The sequence below is a fragment of the Mesobacillus sp. genome (assembly GCF_057785455.1).
Genome location: NZ_JBYNSB010000050.1, coordinates 13942 through 29978, shown reverse-complemented (window position 1 = coordinate 29978; position 16037 = coordinate 13942). Strand labels below are relative to the sequence as shown.

18 protein-coding genes are annotated in these 16037 nt (G+C 42.3%); 2 read left to right on the top strand and 16 right to left on the bottom strand.

What is annotated here, in order from left to right:
- Positions 1–122: 122 nt before the first annotated feature.
- Genes AC3EBE_RS19135 through AC3EBE_RS19125 form a run of 3 tightly spaced genes read right to left on the bottom strand, consistent with a single transcriptional unit; the run spans position 123 to position 1805 of the window.
- Entirely contained in the window at positions 123–308 is a 186-nt protein-coding gene (locus AC3EBE_RS19135) for a capping complex subunit for YIEGIA (protein ID WP_488596631.1), read from the bottom strand.
- Positions 305–1198 carry a YIEGIA family protein gene (locus AC3EBE_RS19130; protein ID WP_488596630.1) on the bottom strand — a complete coding sequence of 298 codons (894 nt, stop codon included), beginning with the start codon at positions 1196–1198 and terminating at the stop codon, positions 305–307. The genes AC3EBE_RS19135 and AC3EBE_RS19130 overlap by 4 nt, the downstream gene beginning before the upstream one ends.
- Positions 1191–1805 (bottom strand): YphA family membrane protein, encoded by a 615-nt coding sequence (locus AC3EBE_RS19125; RefSeq protein WP_488596629.1) that lies wholly within the window; start codon positions 1803–1805, stop codon positions 1191–1193. Before AC3EBE_RS19125 ends, AC3EBE_RS19130 begins: the two co-directional genes overlap by 8 nt.
- A gap of 229 nt (positions 1806–2034) precedes the next feature.
- Here AC3EBE_RS19125 and AC3EBE_RS19120 point away from each other — a divergent pair, with 229 nt between their 5' ends.
- A complete protein-coding gene (locus AC3EBE_RS19120) occupies positions 2035–2172 on the top strand; it encodes a YpzI family protein (protein ID WP_488596628.1) in 138 nt (45 codons plus the stop codon).
- Between the two features lie 31 nt (positions 2173–2203).
- Here AC3EBE_RS19120 and fni read toward each other — a convergent pair whose 3' ends face one another.
- The 9 genes from fni to prsW form a co-directional block, all read right to left on the bottom strand.
- Entirely contained in the window at positions 2204–3271 is a 1068-nt protein-coding gene (gene fni / locus AC3EBE_RS19115) for a type 2 isopentenyl-diphosphate Delta-isomerase (protein ID WP_488596627.1), read from the bottom strand.
- Positions 3272–3283: 12 nt separating this feature from the next.
- Positions 3284–4423, bottom strand: coding sequence for a 30S ribosomal protein S1 (gene rpsA / locus AC3EBE_RS19110; RefSeq protein ID WP_488596626.1), 1140 nt, complete (start codon positions 4421–4423; stop codon positions 3284–3286).
- Between the two features lie 158 nt (positions 4424–4581).
- The gene (locus AC3EBE_RS19105; RefSeq protein WP_488596625.1) at positions 4582–5163 is read right to left on the bottom strand and encodes a lysophospholipid acyltransferase family protein; all 582 of its coding nucleotides are present in this window, start codon (positions 5161–5163) and stop codon (positions 4582–4584) included.
- Positions 5164–5165: 2 nt separating this feature from the next.
- Positions 5166–5840 (bottom strand): (d)CMP kinase, encoded by a 675-nt coding sequence (gene cmk / locus AC3EBE_RS19100; RefSeq protein ID WP_488596624.1) that lies wholly within the window; start codon positions 5838–5840, stop codon positions 5166–5168.
- Positions 5841–6240: 400 nt separating this feature from the next.
- Positions 6241–6423 carry a YpfB family protein gene (locus tag AC3EBE_RS19095; protein WP_488596623.1) on the bottom strand — a complete coding sequence of 61 codons (183 nt, stop codon included), beginning with the start codon at positions 6421–6423 and terminating at the stop codon, positions 6241–6243.
- 94 nt (positions 6424–6517) lie between these two features.
- Positions 6518–7177 (bottom strand): flagellar brake protein, encoded by a 660-nt coding sequence (locus AC3EBE_RS19090; protein ID WP_488596622.1) that lies wholly within the window; start codon positions 7175–7177, stop codon positions 6518–6520.
- 235 nt (positions 7178–7412) lie between these two features.
- Positions 7413–8762, bottom strand: coding sequence for a germination protein YpeB (gene ypeB / locus AC3EBE_RS19085; RefSeq protein ID WP_488596621.1), 1350 nt, complete (start codon positions 8760–8762; stop codon positions 7413–7415).
- 12 nt (positions 8763–8774) lie between these two features.
- Positions 8775–9473: a spore cortex-lytic enzyme gene (gene sleB, locus AC3EBE_RS19080; protein WP_488596727.1), complete on the bottom strand. Its 699-nt coding sequence runs from the start codon at positions 9471–9473 to the stop codon at positions 8775–8777.
- A 169-nt stretch (positions 9474–9642) separates the two neighbouring features.
- Complete coding sequence (prsW, locus tag AC3EBE_RS19075; RefSeq protein WP_488596620.1) at positions 9643–10314, bottom strand: glutamic-type intramembrane protease PrsW; 672 nt, start codon at positions 10312–10314, stop codon at positions 9643–9645.
- A 58-nt stretch (positions 10315–10372) separates the two neighbouring features.
- Here prsW and AC3EBE_RS19070 point away from each other — a divergent pair, with 58 nt between their 5' ends.
- Positions 10373–11389: an asparaginase gene (locus AC3EBE_RS19070; protein ID WP_488596619.1), complete on the top strand. Its 1017-nt coding sequence runs from the start codon at positions 10373–10375 to the stop codon at positions 11387–11389.
- A gap of 159 nt (positions 11390–11548) precedes the next feature.
- Here the strand turns inward: AC3EBE_RS19070 and AC3EBE_RS19065 are convergent, their stop codons facing one another.
- The 4 genes from AC3EBE_RS19065 to AC3EBE_RS19050 all read right to left on the bottom strand — a co-directional run bounded on the left by AC3EBE_RS19065 (position 11549) and on the right by AC3EBE_RS19050 (position 16000).
- Entirely contained in the window at positions 11549–12514 is a 966-nt protein-coding gene (locus AC3EBE_RS19065; RefSeq protein WP_488596618.1) for a YpdA family putative bacillithiol disulfide reductase, read from the bottom strand.
- Positions 12515–12798: 284 nt separating this feature from the next.
- Entirely contained in the window at positions 12799–14076 is a 1278-nt protein-coding gene (locus AC3EBE_RS19060) for a Glu/Leu/Phe/Val family dehydrogenase (RefSeq protein ID WP_488596617.1), read from the bottom strand.
- Positions 14077–14438: 362 nt separating this feature from the next.
- Positions 14439–15023, bottom strand: a complete 585-nt coding sequence (locus AC3EBE_RS19055) for a genetic competence negative regulator (RefSeq protein ID WP_488596616.1) — start codon at positions 15021–15023, stop codon at positions 14439–14441.
- A 65-nt stretch (positions 15024–15088) separates the two neighbouring features.
- Positions 15089–16000, bottom strand: coding sequence for a MerR family transcriptional regulator (locus AC3EBE_RS19050; protein WP_488596615.1), 912 nt, complete (start codon positions 15998–16000; stop codon positions 15089–15091).
- Positions 16001–16037 lie beyond the last annotated feature (37 nt).

The window sequence follows — 16037 nt, the reverse complement described above, 5'->3', positions numbered from 1 at the left end:
TGGTCCACATACAGACAATGGGGTTAAAACCTTATAAAATAAACCCTTCTTGCAATACAGAAGGGTCTGGCTTAATCAGTTTATCAAAAGATACCTTATACAGGCAATGAAAACATTTCTTGTCAATGCTTTACAATGATAAAAAGCTCCTCTGTTAGTGCATGCGCTATTCCATCAAGGATGGCTTCAAGGTTGGCAGCGACCGTTTCCATTTCTTCCTTTGTATCACAATGAAATACTGCTGTGCCTGCAGGTGCTTTTTTTGGATTTGTGGTAATGACTGCGAGGATGAATTTCTCGAGCATCACTGTCCGGCACCTCCTCTACTATCCTTCTTTTCTGATGGCATCCTGATTGCATTTTCCAGAGTTGGTACATCTCCAATCACTGTGATTGCCTGCTCTATATCCCTTTCCTGCGGAAGAACAAAAACACCTACCCTGCCATCATCCAAATCCCTCTTTGCAAGCGGGACAAGCGCGGGGGTACCGGAATCGCGGTAAACCCCCAACGCAGTTGATAAATCATGAAGTACCGCCTGCCTCTGTCCGAGGTTCGCGATCGTTGACCTCGCATTCATATTCTTCGGTTTTAAAATAAAGCCCATGCCGTATCGCAATACTTCTTTTTGCCTTTCGGGAAGGCCAATGTTCATTATATAGATGTTGTCAACATAAAGACCTGCTCCATCAAATCTCGGCTCCACATACTCTATATCGACAATATCTTTAAGCTTGCCTCCAGCCATCAGCATCTTCGATATTAGCAGCGCTGCAATAGCGGCTATGATTCCTGCCCAGATATTAAACATCAAGTAGGCAAGTGTGCTGACAAGAGAGGTGAAGATCACTAAATAATTCCGGCTTTCAAAAGCAATTGCGATTCCCTCAATATAGGTTTTGCCTCTTGTTACCAGCTCATAGCTGTCTAATTCAGTAAGAGTATTTCTCTCCATATTCCTGACTTCCCTGAATTGGGAAGCCGCCAGTGTTAAAAAGGTGATGGCTGTGAATTCTTCTTCCATGATCGCCGGACCTGCCACAGTCCCGAGCCCTGCAGCGATAAACCCAAGGGCTACATGGATAATCTTCCCGTGTAAATAGGTAGGGTATTGGCGATAGTCGGTGCGGAGCATAAACAGCCGAGCCAATGTACCTACAGCTATCCCAAAAACGATGGGCAATGTGTATTCATTCATGTAGTTTCTGTTCCTCCCCTTCCGCCTGGCTGATCGTGCTCCGGGACATAGCCGATATCAAGGCTTCGATCGTTGACCACGCAATAAGCATCGATACTGAACTTATCAGGATATCCAAAAATGCTAAAGATGAAATCGTGTAAGGAAAGTTAAATTTCCAGAGTACGGCAGCATAAAGAATCTCCCCCTGCAAAAACCCCCACACCAGGGAAACCAAGCGGCGTGATTGGTTTTTATGGAGCAATAATGAGATATAAAAACCACAGGCTGCCAGCATAATTTTCCGGTCAAAAAGAATCCACACCGGATCAATTAACTCGAATAACAGGAAGCTCGTATAGGCAAGCATAATAATGAACGCTGAAGTAAATAAATACAGGAATTCAGAAAGCTTCATTTTCTTTGTTTCATAAAAAATCAAACATGCTATGACAAAAGCTGATAGGTTCACATTGAAAATCAAAACATTGACATGATAAGACGAAGCAAAGATCGCAGCCAAAATCATTACAGCCAGTTTTTTTCTTGCTGGATTTTTTTTATCCATTAAAAAAGTTACCCAAATCCAGCCCATCCATCCCAGCCAGTAAAAATAAATCCCTTCCATTCTACCCCTCCTATCATTTCCATTATGGGAAGGGCTTATGTAATTTAATCTTTTTTGCATAAACTTTTTACACTGTTCCATGTTAAGAATATGGAGGCGACTTGATAATGAGGGATAAACGAGAACTTACTGGTGGATTCCATAGGTATCGTTGATTCACCTTTATTTTTAAAAATGCCCCAGCAATTTTTTCGGATTGGTTTGAAGGAATTAAAATGGAGGTGTCGATATGGGAAGGGACAGACAGGAAAAGAAATTGAGAGAAAGCGGCAGAGTTGAATCTGACCGTGATCAGGCTCTGCATTATCCTGGAGCTACAAAGCTGCAAAGCCCGGAAGAAGCGCGGAAATTGAATGATGGAAAATAGTTGAGCAAAAATGAGCAAAGCCCCCTGAATTTTATTCCAGGGGGCTTTGCTTTCGCTGACTGAACGACTTTGTATCTATGCCTCTTTGCTCGAGCCAATGATGGGTACTGCCGGAAATGATCAGCGGCTTCATTCTTAGTTCATTTACGGTGTTTGCGCCTAGAGCTGTCATTATCAATCTTATTTCTTCTTTTATAAGCTGAATTTCTTCAACTACCCCTTCAGTTCCATGATCCATCAAAACTTTGAGCAAGAAGCCGGACATTGCCGCTGCACTTGCACCAAGGGAAAGTGCTTTTACAACCTCTGCACCAGTCTGGATACCTCCTGAAGCAATTAATGAAAGGGAAGGATTTGACACCGCACATTCAATTAAGGAAACAGCAGTGGGAATTCCCCAATCTTCAAAAAATTCCAGATTGCGCTCCCTTCGCCTATTCTCAATCGAAGCAAAGTTTGTGCCTCCAAATCCACCAATATCAAGATAACGAATACCCGCTGATCTCAGCATGGAGGAAGCTTCGGCACTCATTCCGAAGCCTACTTCCTTAACGATAACAGGTATTTTAAGATTGTCCTGAATAGCGGATATCCTATGTATTGCATCCTTGAAATTTCTGTCGCCCTCCGGCATGGTCAGCTCCTGGATGACATTCAAGTGGATTTGAAGGCCGTCTGCTCCAATCATATCAACAGCCGCCGACGCTTGCTCCACGGTTGCTTCACTTCCAAGATTAGCAAAAACCATTCCATTCGGATTCATTTCCCTTACCACTTCATAAGTCCTGCGTTCTGCCGGATCCTTAAGAGCAGCCATTTGGGAGCCAACAGCAATTCCACAGCCTGTTTCTTTCGCCGCGATTGCTAATTCCCGATTGATCCGATACGTTTTTTCTCCGCCGCCGCCTGTCATTGCATTGATAAAAATTGGCGAACTCATTGAAAGTTCGCCAATTTTGGTCTCTAGTTTTATCGATGAAAGATTTATATCAGGCAAGCTTTGGTGAACAAATTTAATATCGTCAAAACCAGTTAGCCGCTTTTGCCCTGTTTCCAGCGCATATTGGATGTGATCCCATTTACGTTTTGATCTTGACACAGATTATCACCATTATTGTTTTAGATTCTTAAGTTTGTCACCAATCATATCACCAAGGCTGAACCCTTTGGATTCTTCAGGAAGTTCATAGTCAAAAGCTTCGTTGCTTTCTCTTTCCTCGAACTCCTTCATGCTGAGAGATAGTCTTTGGTCTGCCTTGTTAACATCTAGGACCTTTACTTTTACAGTTTGTCCTTCATTCAGGACTTCATGCGGTGTCCCAATATGTTTATGCGAGATTTGCGAAATATGGACAAGCCCTTCTACTCCAGGGAACACTTCAACAAATGCACCATATGATACAAGTCTTTTAACTGTGCCCTCAAGCGTGCTGCCTTTAGGAGCTTTTTCATCAATATCAGCCCAAGGCCCAGGCAATGTTTCTTTGATTGACAGTGAGATTCTCTCATTGTCACGATCAACACTTAATACTTTCACTTTAACAGTCTGACCTTCCTGAACGACATCAGAAGGCTTTTCAACATGCTCATGTGAAAGCTGTGAAATGTGGACAAGTCCATCTACACCGCCGATATCGACAAAAGCCCCAAAATCAGTGATGCGCTGGACAGTTCCTTCAATTACCTGGCCTGCCTGTATTGCTGAAAGCAAATCCTGTTTCTTCTTGCCTTGCTCCTGTTCGACAACAGCTCTGTGTGAAAGAATCAATCGGTTTTTGTCCTGTTCAAGCTCCACAATTTTAAAGCTTAATGTCTTGCCTTTGTAATCGGAGAAATCCTCGACAAAGTGTGACTCCACAAGGGAAGCTGGAACGAATCCGCGCACTCCCAAATCAACAACCAGGCCGCCCTTGACGACGTCCTTTACCTCTGCCTCGAAAACTTCGCCGCTTTCGAATTTGCCTTTAAGCTCATCCCATGCCTTTTCAGAATCTACTTTCCTCTTGGAAAGAATCAAAGCTTCTTCTTCAACCTTCTGGACTTCAAGCTCTAATACATCGCCAACAGAGACGGCATCTTCTGCCTTTTCAACATGAAGGCTTGATAATTCGCTGATTGGGATGATCCCATCCAGCTTGCTGCCCTCGATGTCAACCAAAACCTGCTTTTCTTCTACCTTGGTAACCTGCCCTTTTACACGATTACCAGCTTCAAAGCTTTTAACCTCGATTTGATTCATATCTTCTGACATATGTACTCCTCCTTAATCCATGACTGCTGCAAATTTATATGCTCTGTAGCGGGCTTCGCCACATTAGAAACATCATAATGCACCACTAAGTGAAAATTCTAAAAATATCTCTTTTTAATAACTTCTTACAAACAGGCTTTTTTGTCAAGCAAGAAACCTTACTTGTACCGAGAAATCAATTTTTTGATTTCATCCATGATCAAGTCTGTTGCCTGCTCCGCGTTCAATTTATTCGCCCGTACAGTTTCCATATCAATTGGCTTGCCATAAACCACTTTTAATTTATTGAAAGCTTTATAGGGACCGATAATCGCGCAGGGAACTACATATGCTTCTGATCGCAGAGCAAAAAAGCCGGCTCCTGCAAGACCCTTTCCAGTTTCGCCTGTCTTGCTTCTTGTTCCCTCTGGAAACAGTCCTAAAACCTTTCCTTCTTTTAAAATTGCAAGTCCCTTCCTTAATGCCTCCCTGTCGCTCATACCGCGTTTTACAGGGAATGCATTCAGATTGCTGACAATTTTCCCAAGTACCGGAACGGTGAAGAGCTCCTCCTTTGCCATGAAGTGGACAGGACGTGCAGCGGTGATTCCGACTACTGGCGGGTCCAAATTATCTATATGGTTAGCACAAAGAAGAACCCCTCCTTCAGAAGGAAGGTTCTCCCTGCCAATTACTTCTATCCTGTATATTGGTTTTAAAATGACATTCACTAATGATCTTGCAAACGAATAAAACGTCATTCTCACCCGATCCTTTCAAGCGCCAATTCCATGATCTTGCCGACAACATCATTGATGGACAAGGAAGTTGTATCAATAACCACTGCGTCATCCGCTTTCTTTAACGGTGCCACTTCCCGTTCAGAGTCGATTTTATCACGCGCTGAAATTTCCGCTTTCAATTGTTCCAAATCTGACGCAAATCCTTTTTTCAGGTTTTCCGTATGCCTGCGCTGCGCTCTCTCTTCAACGCTTGCTAAAAGGAAAACTTTTACTTCTGCGTGTGGAAGGACATGGGTGCCAATATCCCTTCCATCCATGACTACACCGCCGTCTTCAGCAAACATTTGCTGGCGTCTCACCATTTCTTTCCTAACCAGTTCATGGACTGAGGCAAAAGATACCTGGTTCGTTACTTCAGCTGTCCTAATTTCTTCAGTAACTTCCACTCCATCCAGAAGTACCTTTTGGCCGGCTTCTCCTGGATAAAGTTCAATTACCGTGCCTTTCAGAAGGTGAATCAAATCTGTTTCATTATTTAAATCTGTCCCTTCCTTTAGGGCTTTGTATGTAAGCGCACGATACATTGCTCCGGTATCGATGTATACATATGAAAGTTTTTCAGCGACAATTTTGGCCACTGTGCTTTTTCCCGCTGCAGCGGGTCCGTCTATAGCGATTGAAATTGGTTTGCTCATATTTCCTCCTGGTACGTACCTTGTTGACATTATATTCTCTCTTATTTTAACACAAAAATTCTTTTATCCTCTTCTATCAACACTTTTTTTAACGGTGTTTTACAAATTTCAATTCGGCAGGATTCCATATTGGCTATGCTGTTGATTTCCGTTCCAGGCGCTTTGCTTCCCTCTGAAGAATTAAGCAATTTTGTTCTTGGGGCGGGCGCTGATCCTCCTCGTCGCTTTGCTCCTGCGGGGTAAAATGGCTCCTTCTTTCCGGGCCAGTTCTACCGGGGGCTCACCTGTCCAGCTGCATCCCGAAGGAGTCTGCGCGCCTTCCACTGCAATCAACAGGATTTGAAATCAGCATTGGGAAATAACAAACCTACATAAAAAGAAAGCAGGCTTCATTACCTGCTTACTCTTTAATGCGTATTGAATTCAATACCTCAGAGTGGTTGTTTTCAGTAACGCCCTCATACTGGGTGATTTGTTTCAGTTCAGGAAAAGCATTAAGCTCATGGAAAAATAATTGTGCAATGATTAAAAAGATAAACTGAATGATAGCTATTTTAATTAATATTCTTTCAAATGACTTCATATAGCGCTCCTGTCTTCCTACTTTTTCCTTGTCATAGCCAGCTTAAAAGATTGCGGCTATCTTTAGTATGGGAGCACTAACATCAATTTATTCCTTATACTGGCAGTCCTTTTTTCTTCATGGCAAGCTGCCTCTCAAAACAGAATCTTAAAAGTATTTGTCTGTCCAGGCCTGATGATTCAACAAATTGGACAGAAGCCTTGTCCATTTGTCCTTGACCTTCTATGATCCGGACTACCTCGCCGATGAATTTACGATGTTCATATTCCCCATTTTGCATGGGAAGAACAACCCAGCATTCGATTTTCATCCCTTGTTTCAATCCGCTGTTTTTTCCAATCAGCAGGGCTGTGCCCCCAGCGCTGATATCATCTGTTACTGTTGTAAATGGGGCAAACTCTCCGCTAGCAGAGTGTACTGCTACATCAACGGAAGTTTCAACGCGCACATACTGTCTCCTCTGCACTTTAATCAGGTGCTCATCTCCAGGATATGCAAGGACCACCATTGGTATATTTTGCTTTACTCTGCCCTTAACCTCGGTCTCAAAATAGAAGCTTGACCCTGTCTCTGTAATGAAGTTCGCTTTTAATGGTGTTCCTTCAAGCAGGAAAACAGTCCTGTTTGTACTGGTGTTGACAGGATAGTCTATGTAAAGGTCATTGCCATTTCGTTCTGCCAACTTGCATTTATACTGCTCATATTGATCTGAATATTTATGCTCAAGAATAATCATATCACCGATCTTGATCATAGCTAGCCACTTCCCTATATGTATTTCAATTCCTTCGGCTCTCTTGGAGCATATAAACTGATGTAAGTCATTTTGAATTCTTAACATTCACATATTTTTATTATGACACGGGAGGACGAAATGGTGCAATAGTCCTTTAAAGGATAATTTTACCTATTCCTCCAGATTGATTCCTGATCTTGGAGCTAACCCAAAGATATTTAATGCAAAAAAGGAAAAGCCCGAGGCTTTTCCTTTAGACAACATCTTCATATATAGGTTCAGCATTGTGCAGCTTTTCGACCTTCTCTTCCGTTCCATCCTCCGCATTGATAAAAATCCGGAAGGTATCATCGCCCAGAACTCCCAGGAATTCATAACATAATACTTCCTCATTAAGGTCATTCATTATTACAGCCTTTGACTGGTCCATAACCTTCAGATTAGGATTGATTTTCTTTTTGGCTTCCTCCATTGTCATGCCTGCTTCCGGAATCTTTCTGGACTTGTGTGATTTAAGATAATCCTCCGCCGAAAAACCAAGAATTTCACCATTATCCAGAGCGATTTTCATCTTAATTGAATCCGGATAAATCCTGACTCCATCCTGATTCCCTATGAAGGTGAAAACGCCAATATTATCATATTGTGCACTTTCAAATAAATCCAGGCTCTCGAATTTGTTTTCCTTCAGGAAAGTAATAGCTTTGTTGGATGCATCATTTAAGCTTAAGGTTTGCTTTTTCACATCTCTCTCGAGCAGGAACCAAATCGGGTATCCGCCTTTTTTAGTGATATCCATATTGGCCTCTAGATGAGTCTTCGGATTCCTGATTGAAACACTATAAAAACCATAATCTGAACCCTTGCCGTTTTCAGAAACTTTCACCTTTCCGGCAGCGCCAATCGATGAATAGTGTCTGGTAATGTTGACAGCCTCTTCTTTCGTAATCTTTTTGCCTTTTAACTTCTTGAAATTTTCATCTCTTTTTTGAAGATTGATTTGCGCTGGACCAAAATCGGTTTCAGAGTAGGTTTCTACCGTTCTTTCAACAGTTTTGAAGCCATCGATTATCGTATTGTCACCTTTTCCTTTTTCTGTTGCCAGCGCAAGCTCTACATCCATCCATCTCAGATTATTCTTCAGGACCATATGCTGGACCTGCCTTAAATCCTGCTGAATTTCGCCCGACTGGGCGTATAATGTTTTTAAAGTATTATATTCTTTATCAGTCAAAGGCTCCTTATCCAAATCGCGGATCGCAGCTTTGTAGCTAAAGTTCCCGATATTGGCCAGGAACTCTTCCGTTTTGTTAAACGGCAGCAAGGTCAGCGGCAGCTGGCCTACATCGCTATGTGCCTCGGAGGTGATCTTCCAGACTTCCGCTAGCTGCGGAGATAATGAACTCCTTGAATTCATTGCAAGGGTAGTACCAATTTTGTCGTTTAGCAGGTCAATCTGATAGGTTAAATCGTGGAACGCTCTCTGGTAGTTGTTTTCCGCATTAATTAGAACCGCGGTCTTTTCCCTGTGCTCCTGGTAACCCCAATAAGCTGTTCCGGCAATGCCAATTACCAAAATAGCGATAGCAATTCCTCTTAGCAATGTAAATCACCTCTACTTACAGAAGATATGTTTCCCGATTTTTTTGATTTGTGGCCGCGACCAAATCCATGCACTCGTAGCTGTGTCAGGATTGAAATAATATAATGCATTTCCGGTAGGATCCCATCCATTGATTGCATCAAGGACTGCCTTCCTTGCTGTTTCATTTGGAGTCAGCCAGATCTGCCCATCTGCGACTGCCGTAAACGCTCTGGGTTCGAATATGACTCCACTTATCGTGTTTGGAAATGTAGCACTATCCAGCCGATTCAAAATTACAGCTGCTACAGCTACCTGACCGGTATATGGCTCACCCCTCGACTCACCATAGACAGCATTGGCCATAAGCTGTATATCATTTTGAGAGAATCCGTTTGGCGTACTCGCTGCAGGCTGTGGTGCTGGTGAAGACGGCTTGCTGGCAGTATCCTCACCGCCCCAGGCAATTTTCGCGTTCGGTGTAGCATTTGCCAGCTTGATCTTCGTCTGCCACCCGGCTATCCCATCGACCTTCATACCAAATTCATATTGGAAGTTTCTTAATGCCCAGTAAGTACCCCAGCCAAAAACTCCGTCAATTTTCCCGGTATAAAAACCGATATGCTTTAGACGTGATTGGAGCTCAATGACATCCTCACCTGTAGACCCCTGCTGCAGCACCTGGCTAGTAAAAGCATCTGCACTTTGTTCGATGCCGCTAAAACGCATCATTGTGACGATCAACACTAGTGCGGCCATCACTTTGAAGATTGACCGATATTTCTTCATGACATGCAACCCCCAAGAATAGAACTTAAATGATTAACCCTATTTTTTGTAAAGGGAAGACTTTTATTCCACAAAAAGAAAAAACTCTCCATTTTTATAAAAATGAAGAGTCTTAAAAAGGATATTGTTTTTCGATATGCTTTAATGTTAAGATTCTAGCCTTTTTCACTTTCCTTAAACCAAGCCACCATAGAAAAATCATAAAAGGTACGATCAGCATGATCCAGTCTTCTCTTGTTATCAGAATAAAATCATACATCCCGTGCAGAGCTACTGGTATAGATAAGGAAAGCGCAACCCACTTTCTTGTAGTCTGAGAAGAAAACTTGGCCTTTCCGATGTAATATCCCATGATTACACCGAATAACGCATGGCTCGAGACAGGAAGCAGCGCCCGTCCCAGGGCATCCTGCAAGCCGTTAGCCACAAGGTAAAAGATGTTTTCAGCAGAGGCGAAGCCAAGTGAAACGGATGCACCATATATAACTCCATCGTAAGGTTCATCAAAAGCTATATGCTGAAATATTGTGTAGTATAAAATGAACCACTTGAAAAATTCCTCCAAAAGCCCGACGGTTCCAAATGCTTTCACAAAGTCTCCCTGAAGCAGGCCTTCCGCCGCCAGGACATATTGGATGAACATCAGCGGGAACACAAGCAGCGCCCCAAACAGGAATGTTTTAAACACTAAAGATAATGGTTCAGAGTCATATTGGTCCTTTAAATAAAAATAGCTCAACAGTGCCAAGCCTGGAGCTACACCGGCAGTAACTATTCCCAGCATGCGCTGTCCTCTTTTCAATTTGTTTATTTAATCGTATCATGATATCAGAAGAAAGAAAATGGATTATTATTCTTTCTCAAAAGGCATTACGGAGGTAGTAATCTTGAAGAAAAATATTCTCTTAATCCATACAGGCGGGACAATCTCAATGAGCGAGGATACTAGCGGAGCTGTCAAGCCGGGAGTAAATAATCCATTAACAGAAGGCACTGGCCTGTTGTCCGACTTGGCTGACCTCGTTGTGGAGGAACCTTTCAATCTCCCTTCTCCTCATATCACCATAAAAGAAATGATGGAATTAAAGCATTTACTCGAATCATATGACAAAAAAGGAAAGATCGATGGTGCGGTTATTACCCATGGAACTGATACCCTCGAAGAGACGGCCTATTTTCTGGATTTAACTGTACAAGCCAGCTTTCCGATTGTGGTGACAGGGGCTATGCGTTCCAGCAATGAAATTGGTTCCGATGGTCTCTATAATTTAATCTCATCCATTAAAGTGGCATCAAGCGATGAAGCGAGGGGCCAAGGAGTGCTTGTCGTGCTCAATGACGAAATCCATACAGCACTTAACGTGACAAAGACACATACAAGCAATCTTTCAACATTCCAAAGCCCTCAGTACGGCCCAATCGGGATTGTCACCAAACGGGGGGTCCATTTTCATCATACTCCCACTAAACATGAGAATTACCCAGTAACTCAACTGGACAAAAAGGTCATCCTTATCAAAGCGCATACTGGGATGGATTCAGCATTGCTGGCAGCCATACTCGGCCTGGATATTGACGGAATCGTCATCGAAGCCCTGGGCCAGGGAAACCTGCCGCCGGATGCATTGCCCGGTGTGAATAACTTCATCAAAAACAATATCCCTGTTGTAATCGTATCCAGGAGCTTTAATGGAATAGTCCAGGATATTTATGGCTATGAAGGCGGCGGAAAGCATTTGAAGGAACTTGGCGTCATTTTCTCCAATGGGCTCAATGGCCAGAAAGCACGCATAAAATTAATCGTTGCCCTCTCTCTGACAACTGATATGGATGAAATTAAGAAAATGTTCTTATTTTAACTCCTATCAAAAAAGAGCTTTTTAAGCTTAAAGATTGAAGAAGGCTGACTAAATAGGTTTATGCAGATAAAAAGGCGGACATTCTCCGCCTTTTTATCTGTTTTTCTATTTGTTTTAACAATCTGAAACCACGCATCCCTTGAATATATTCGGATATCACTATTCCCGGTTTGCTATAGCTTCAGAAATCAGGTCCCCATGGAACCTTCCATTTTCAATAAAAATTTCATTTGCATTATTCCCGGCAGCAATCACCCCGGCAATAAATATCCCTTGAATGTTTGTTTCCATCGTTCCCGGATTGAAATATGGCCTTCCTGTATCTTCCTCGATTTTAATGCCCATTTCCTTCAAAAATTCATGGTCAGGCCGGTACCCCGTCATTGCGAATACATAATCATTCTTCAGCGTGGAACTCATTCCATTTTGTTGGTAAATAATCGACTCCTCAGCAATCTCACATACAACCGAATTAAATAGCATTGTGACCATTCCTGTTTTCACTAGCGCTTCAAATTCCGGAAGGACCCATGGCTTTATGCTTGGCGAATATTCTTTCCCTCGATAAAGGACTGTCACCCTTGCCCCAGCTTTCACCAATTCGATTGCGGCATCCACACTGGAGTTCTTCCCACCTATTACTGCTACGTCCATATCAAAAAAAGGATGGGCTTCCTTGAAATAGTGTGAAACCTTTGGTAAATCCTCTCCAGGAATATCCATGTAGTTAGGGTGATCATAATATCCCGTTGCGATAACGATGTTCCCTGCTTCATACTGATTTTTATCCGTAACCACAAGAAAGCCTGGTTCCCCGCTTTTGTGAATTCTCGTCACTTTTTCGAACTTATGGATTCTTAACCCTTCCCTTTTAACCACCTCACGATAATACACCAATGCCTGATTACGCTTCGGCTTATGGTTTTCAGTTATGAATGGAACATCTCCAATTGCAAGCTTTTCGCTGCTGCTGAAAAATGTTTGGTGAGTAGGATAATGATAGATGGCATTGACAATGTTTCCTTTTTCAATAATCAGCGGGTCTATTCCTTTTTTCTTTAATGCTATGGCCGCAGCAAGGCCACAGGGACCACCGCCCACGATAATAACCTGCTCTTTATTCATGAATATTGTTCACTCCTTATAATTGGAAAGCAAAATTTCAAAAAATCTTGCTTGATCGTATTTCCACCCTGTTGATATGGATTAAGCTTCGCATCCTTTGCCTCAACCCCTTCTTTAATAAAGTATAAGTGACTTAATATATTTTATTTGGCGGATAACGAGTTTCGGAATACTTGGCATCAAAAAATTAAGCGAAAAAAAATCCCCTATCTATAAATGATAGGAGATTTTCACACAGGATTCAATCAAGAACCCTTTATTTACTTAATGTCCGGTTTGGTAATTTAAATCCAGCCTCTGAATCGGCTAGCTTCTGCCATTTTACGGACACCGACCATATAAGCTGCCAAACGCATATCCACCCGGCGAGTCTGGGCTGTATCATAAATGCTTTCAAAAGATCTGACCATAACTTTTTCAAGCTTTTCCTCAACTTCTTCTTCTGACCAGTAGTAGCCCTGGTTATTCTGTACCCATTCAAAGTAAGATACTGTTACGCCGCCCGCAGATGCAAGAACATCGGGGACAAGAAGAATGCCGCGCTCAGTCAGGATTTCAGTTGCTTCAAGTGTTGTTGGTCCATTAGCAGCTTCAACAACGATGGTTGCCCTGATATTATGGGCGTTTTCTTCGGTAATTTGATTTTCTATTGCAGCTGGAACCAGGATATCACAGTCAAGCTCCAGCAATTCTTTATTGGTAATTGTATTATTAAATAGTTTAGTTACTGTGCCGAAGCTGTCGCGACGGTCAAGCAAATAATCGATATCAAGGCCGTCCGGATCATGGAGAGCTCCATAAGCATCTGAAATGCCGATGATTTTGGCGCCAGCGTCATGCATGAATTTTGCCAGGTAGCTTCCGGCATTACCAAATCCCTGTACAACGACTCTAGCTCCTTCCAATTCAATCCCTTTCTTCTTGGCAGCTTCACGTATACAAATAGTTACGCCCTTCGCTGTTGCAGATTCTCGACCATGTGAACCACCGAGAACAAGCGGTTTGCCTGTAATGAATCCTGGAGAGTTAAATTCATCGATACGGCTGTATTCATCCATCATCCATGCCATAATCTGTGAGTTTGTGAATACGTCAGGTGCTGGAATGTCCTTCGTTGGTCCGACAATCTGGCTGATTGCACGAACATATCCTCGGCTAAGTCTTTCAAGTTCCCTGAAAGACATATCTCGCGGATCACAAACGATTCCACCTTTGCCCCCTCCATATGGAAGGTCAACTATGCCACATTTTAAACTCATCCAAATTGATAAGGCTTTAACTTCTTTTTCAGTTACGTTCGGATGGAAACGTATGCCTCCCTTTGTTGGACCCACTGCATCATTGTGCTGCGCCCGGTAGCCAGTAAAGACTTTAACAGATCCGTCATCCATTCTGACAGGAATTTTCACTGTCATCATCCTGAGAGGCTCCTTTAAAAGCTCATATACCTCTTCTGGGTACCCGAGTTTTTCCAAAGCCTTGTGAATAACAGTTTGTGTAGATCGTAAGACGTCATGTTTGTCTTCTTTATTTGGATTTCCATTACCGTTTGCGGCTACCATTGATAAACCTCCTAAATCACTATTGCGGATGTTGTCTGCTTTCATGGATTAGTATACACCTTTGGTTATTTTATGCAAGAAGAAAAAAACGCATTTAAGCATTTTTTGGAGACCAAATGTAAACGCTAACAAATTAAGCCTCATTGTTATTGGGCTGGTATGAATTTACTGAATTATAAGACTTTATCCCATGCAATAGCTTCTTAATTTTATCGATCTCTGCAATCCTTTTTCAGTTTATTGTTCGGTCTTATTTATGGTATTCCCGACCTGCTCTTTAGAAAACCTGGATTTTGAAACTAAGTGCTGTAAATCAGGATGCTTAACAAAGCAAAAAAAATAAAAAGCCGAAGCTCTTTCCATTATTTATTAAAATAATGGACAAGAGTTTCGACTGCATTGTCTTTTATAATTTGGTTTCCGTATTCCGTTAACCTATGGATACTCAGGATCGAAGGACTTCCGTATTCAGCCATTAAAGAAACTGCTTTATCTGCATCCTCAGAAGTAATTCCATTCATCAGCAAATAATAATAATCATCCATAAAGTGAAGGCTGCCCCCCGCTATACCGGACTGTGAAAGCCGTGCAGCGAGCTGAATAATATCTTCTATATTATCGAATTCAAACAATATATCATCACTGCCATCGACAGTCACCTGCATTTCAATAATGCCATCATCGAACTGTTCTTCATCCTCATCCTGTTCAATCATAGTTAGGATCATGACCATTCCCTGGGCATGCAATGAAAAGATCTCAACAGCAACTGACCCGATGATTTCCAAGTCAAATTCCTCGCTCGCTTCTGCCAGCATATCATGGAATAGCTGATGCCATTTAAGCGAGTCTTTCCAGATATCTTCTTTTGTCAATCCTCTGTCGGATAAGTCGTCAACCGTAATGAAAATCTTGAATTTATTATTCGTTAAACGTTCCAAGCGCATAACCATGCCCCCTGCCATCGACGAAGCTCTTATTTTAGTTTATGAAATTATTGCAGGATGGTGAGTTATTTCAAGGTATCAAGGCGGACTTTTAACCATTTATCCCAGTCCATCCTTGTCATGCCTACTAAAAACTCCTTATAAATTTGTTTTTGCCCGGGCGTCATGGCATCGAATGCGATTCCGCCAATCCCGATGAACAGGTCCTTATATTTTTCAGCAAGGTCAGCTGCAAGGGCAAGTGTACCTTCCTTGTTTTTCTCAAGGGTACATGAAAGAAATAAAAATTTAGGCTCCACTTGATCAATGACAACTTCGATATCATGCTCAGCAAGGCTTGTCCCAAGGAAAATGACCTCAAACCCTTTTCTCCTTAAGTATAATGTAAATATGAGCAGTCCCAGTTCATGTCTTTCACCAGGACCGCAGACTGCAATGGCTTTAGGCAGGAATGAGCTGTGGGGGAAAGAGGTCGATAACCCCTCAAGCCTTGAGCGTAAAAAAGAAGAAGCAAAATGCTCATGCGCCGTTGTTATTTTCCCCTCTTCCCATAAATCGCCTACTTTAATCAAAAGCGGCCCAAGTATATCCATCACAGTTTTTTCCACAGTATATAAGCTGAATGCCTGGTTGAGAAGCTCATGTGCTTGAGCACTATTAAATTCCAATAGCACGTTTAACAGCTTATCTGTCAATTCCTCGGATCTATCAGTCCTTGGAATACTGATTTCATCTTCATCAGGTGCCGAGTTTTCCATTAAAGCTACCGCCTGGCTGATGGTAAAACCCTGATTGACCTTTGAGATCAGCCATCTCAGAATTTTCAAGTGTTCCTCTGTATATAGCCGATGCCCAGATTCGTTCCTGATGGGAGCAATCATATTATATCTCCGTTCCCATGCCCTTAACGTTCCGGGCTGGATGCCGAGCATACTGGAGATTGCCTTAATATTGTATTTACCCTCGCTGTTCCCCATCAACATTCCTCCGTAACAACATTCACTTTACAAATTA

Coding starts and splice junctions, on each gene's coding strand:
- AC3EBE_RS19050 (WP_488596615.1), bottom strand. CDS start 16,000: ATGGGGAACAGCGAGGGTAAATACAATATTAAGGCAATCTCCAGTATG.
- rpsA (WP_488596626.1), bottom strand. CDS start 4,423: ATGTCAGAAGATATGAATCAAATCGAGGTTAAAAGCTTTGAAGCTGGT.
- AC3EBE_RS19105 (WP_488596625.1), bottom strand. CDS start 5,163: ATGACGTTTTATTCGTTTGCAAGATCATTAGTGAATGTCATTTTAAAA.
- AC3EBE_RS19120 (WP_488596628.1), top strand. CDS start 2,035: ATGGGAAGGGACAGACAGGAAAAGAAATTGAGAGAAAGCGGCAGAGTT.
- sleB (WP_488596727.1), bottom strand. CDS start 9,473: ATGATGCGTTTTAGCGGCATCGAACAAAGTGCAGATGCTTTTACTAGC.
- prsW (WP_488596620.1), bottom strand. CDS start 10,314: ATGCTGGGAATAGTTACTGCCGGTGTAGCTCCAGGCTTGGCACTGTTG.
- cmk (WP_488596624.1), bottom strand. CDS start 5,840: ATGAGCAAACCAATTTCAATCGCTATAGACGGACCCGCTGCAGCGGGA.
- AC3EBE_RS19070 (WP_488596619.1), top strand. CDS start 10,373: ATGGATTATTATTCTTTCTCAAAAGGCATTACGGAGGTAGTAATCTTG.
- AC3EBE_RS19090 (WP_488596622.1), bottom strand. CDS start 7,177: ATGATCAAGATCGGTGATATGATTATTCTTGAGCATAAATATTCAGAT.
- AC3EBE_RS19065 (WP_488596618.1), bottom strand. CDS start 12,514: ATGAATAAAGAGCAGGTTATTATCGTGGGCGGTGGTCCCTGTGGCCTT.
- AC3EBE_RS19055 (WP_488596616.1), bottom strand. CDS start 15,023: ATGCGCTTGGAACGTTTAACGAATAATAAATTCAAGATTTTCATTACG.
- AC3EBE_RS19095 (WP_488596623.1), bottom strand. CDS start 6,423: ATGAAGTCATTTGAAAGAATATTAATTAAAATAGCTATCATTCAGTTT.
- AC3EBE_RS19130 (WP_488596630.1), bottom strand. CDS start 1,198: ATGAATGAATACACATTGCCCATCGTTTTTGGGATAGCTGTAGGTACA.
- AC3EBE_RS19060 (WP_488596617.1), bottom strand. CDS start 14,076: ATGGTAGCCGCAAACGGTAATGGAAATCCAAATAAAGAAGACAAACAT.
- AC3EBE_RS19125 (WP_488596629.1), bottom strand. CDS start 1,805: ATGGAAGGGATTTATTTTTACTGGCTGGGATGGATGGGCTGGATTTGG.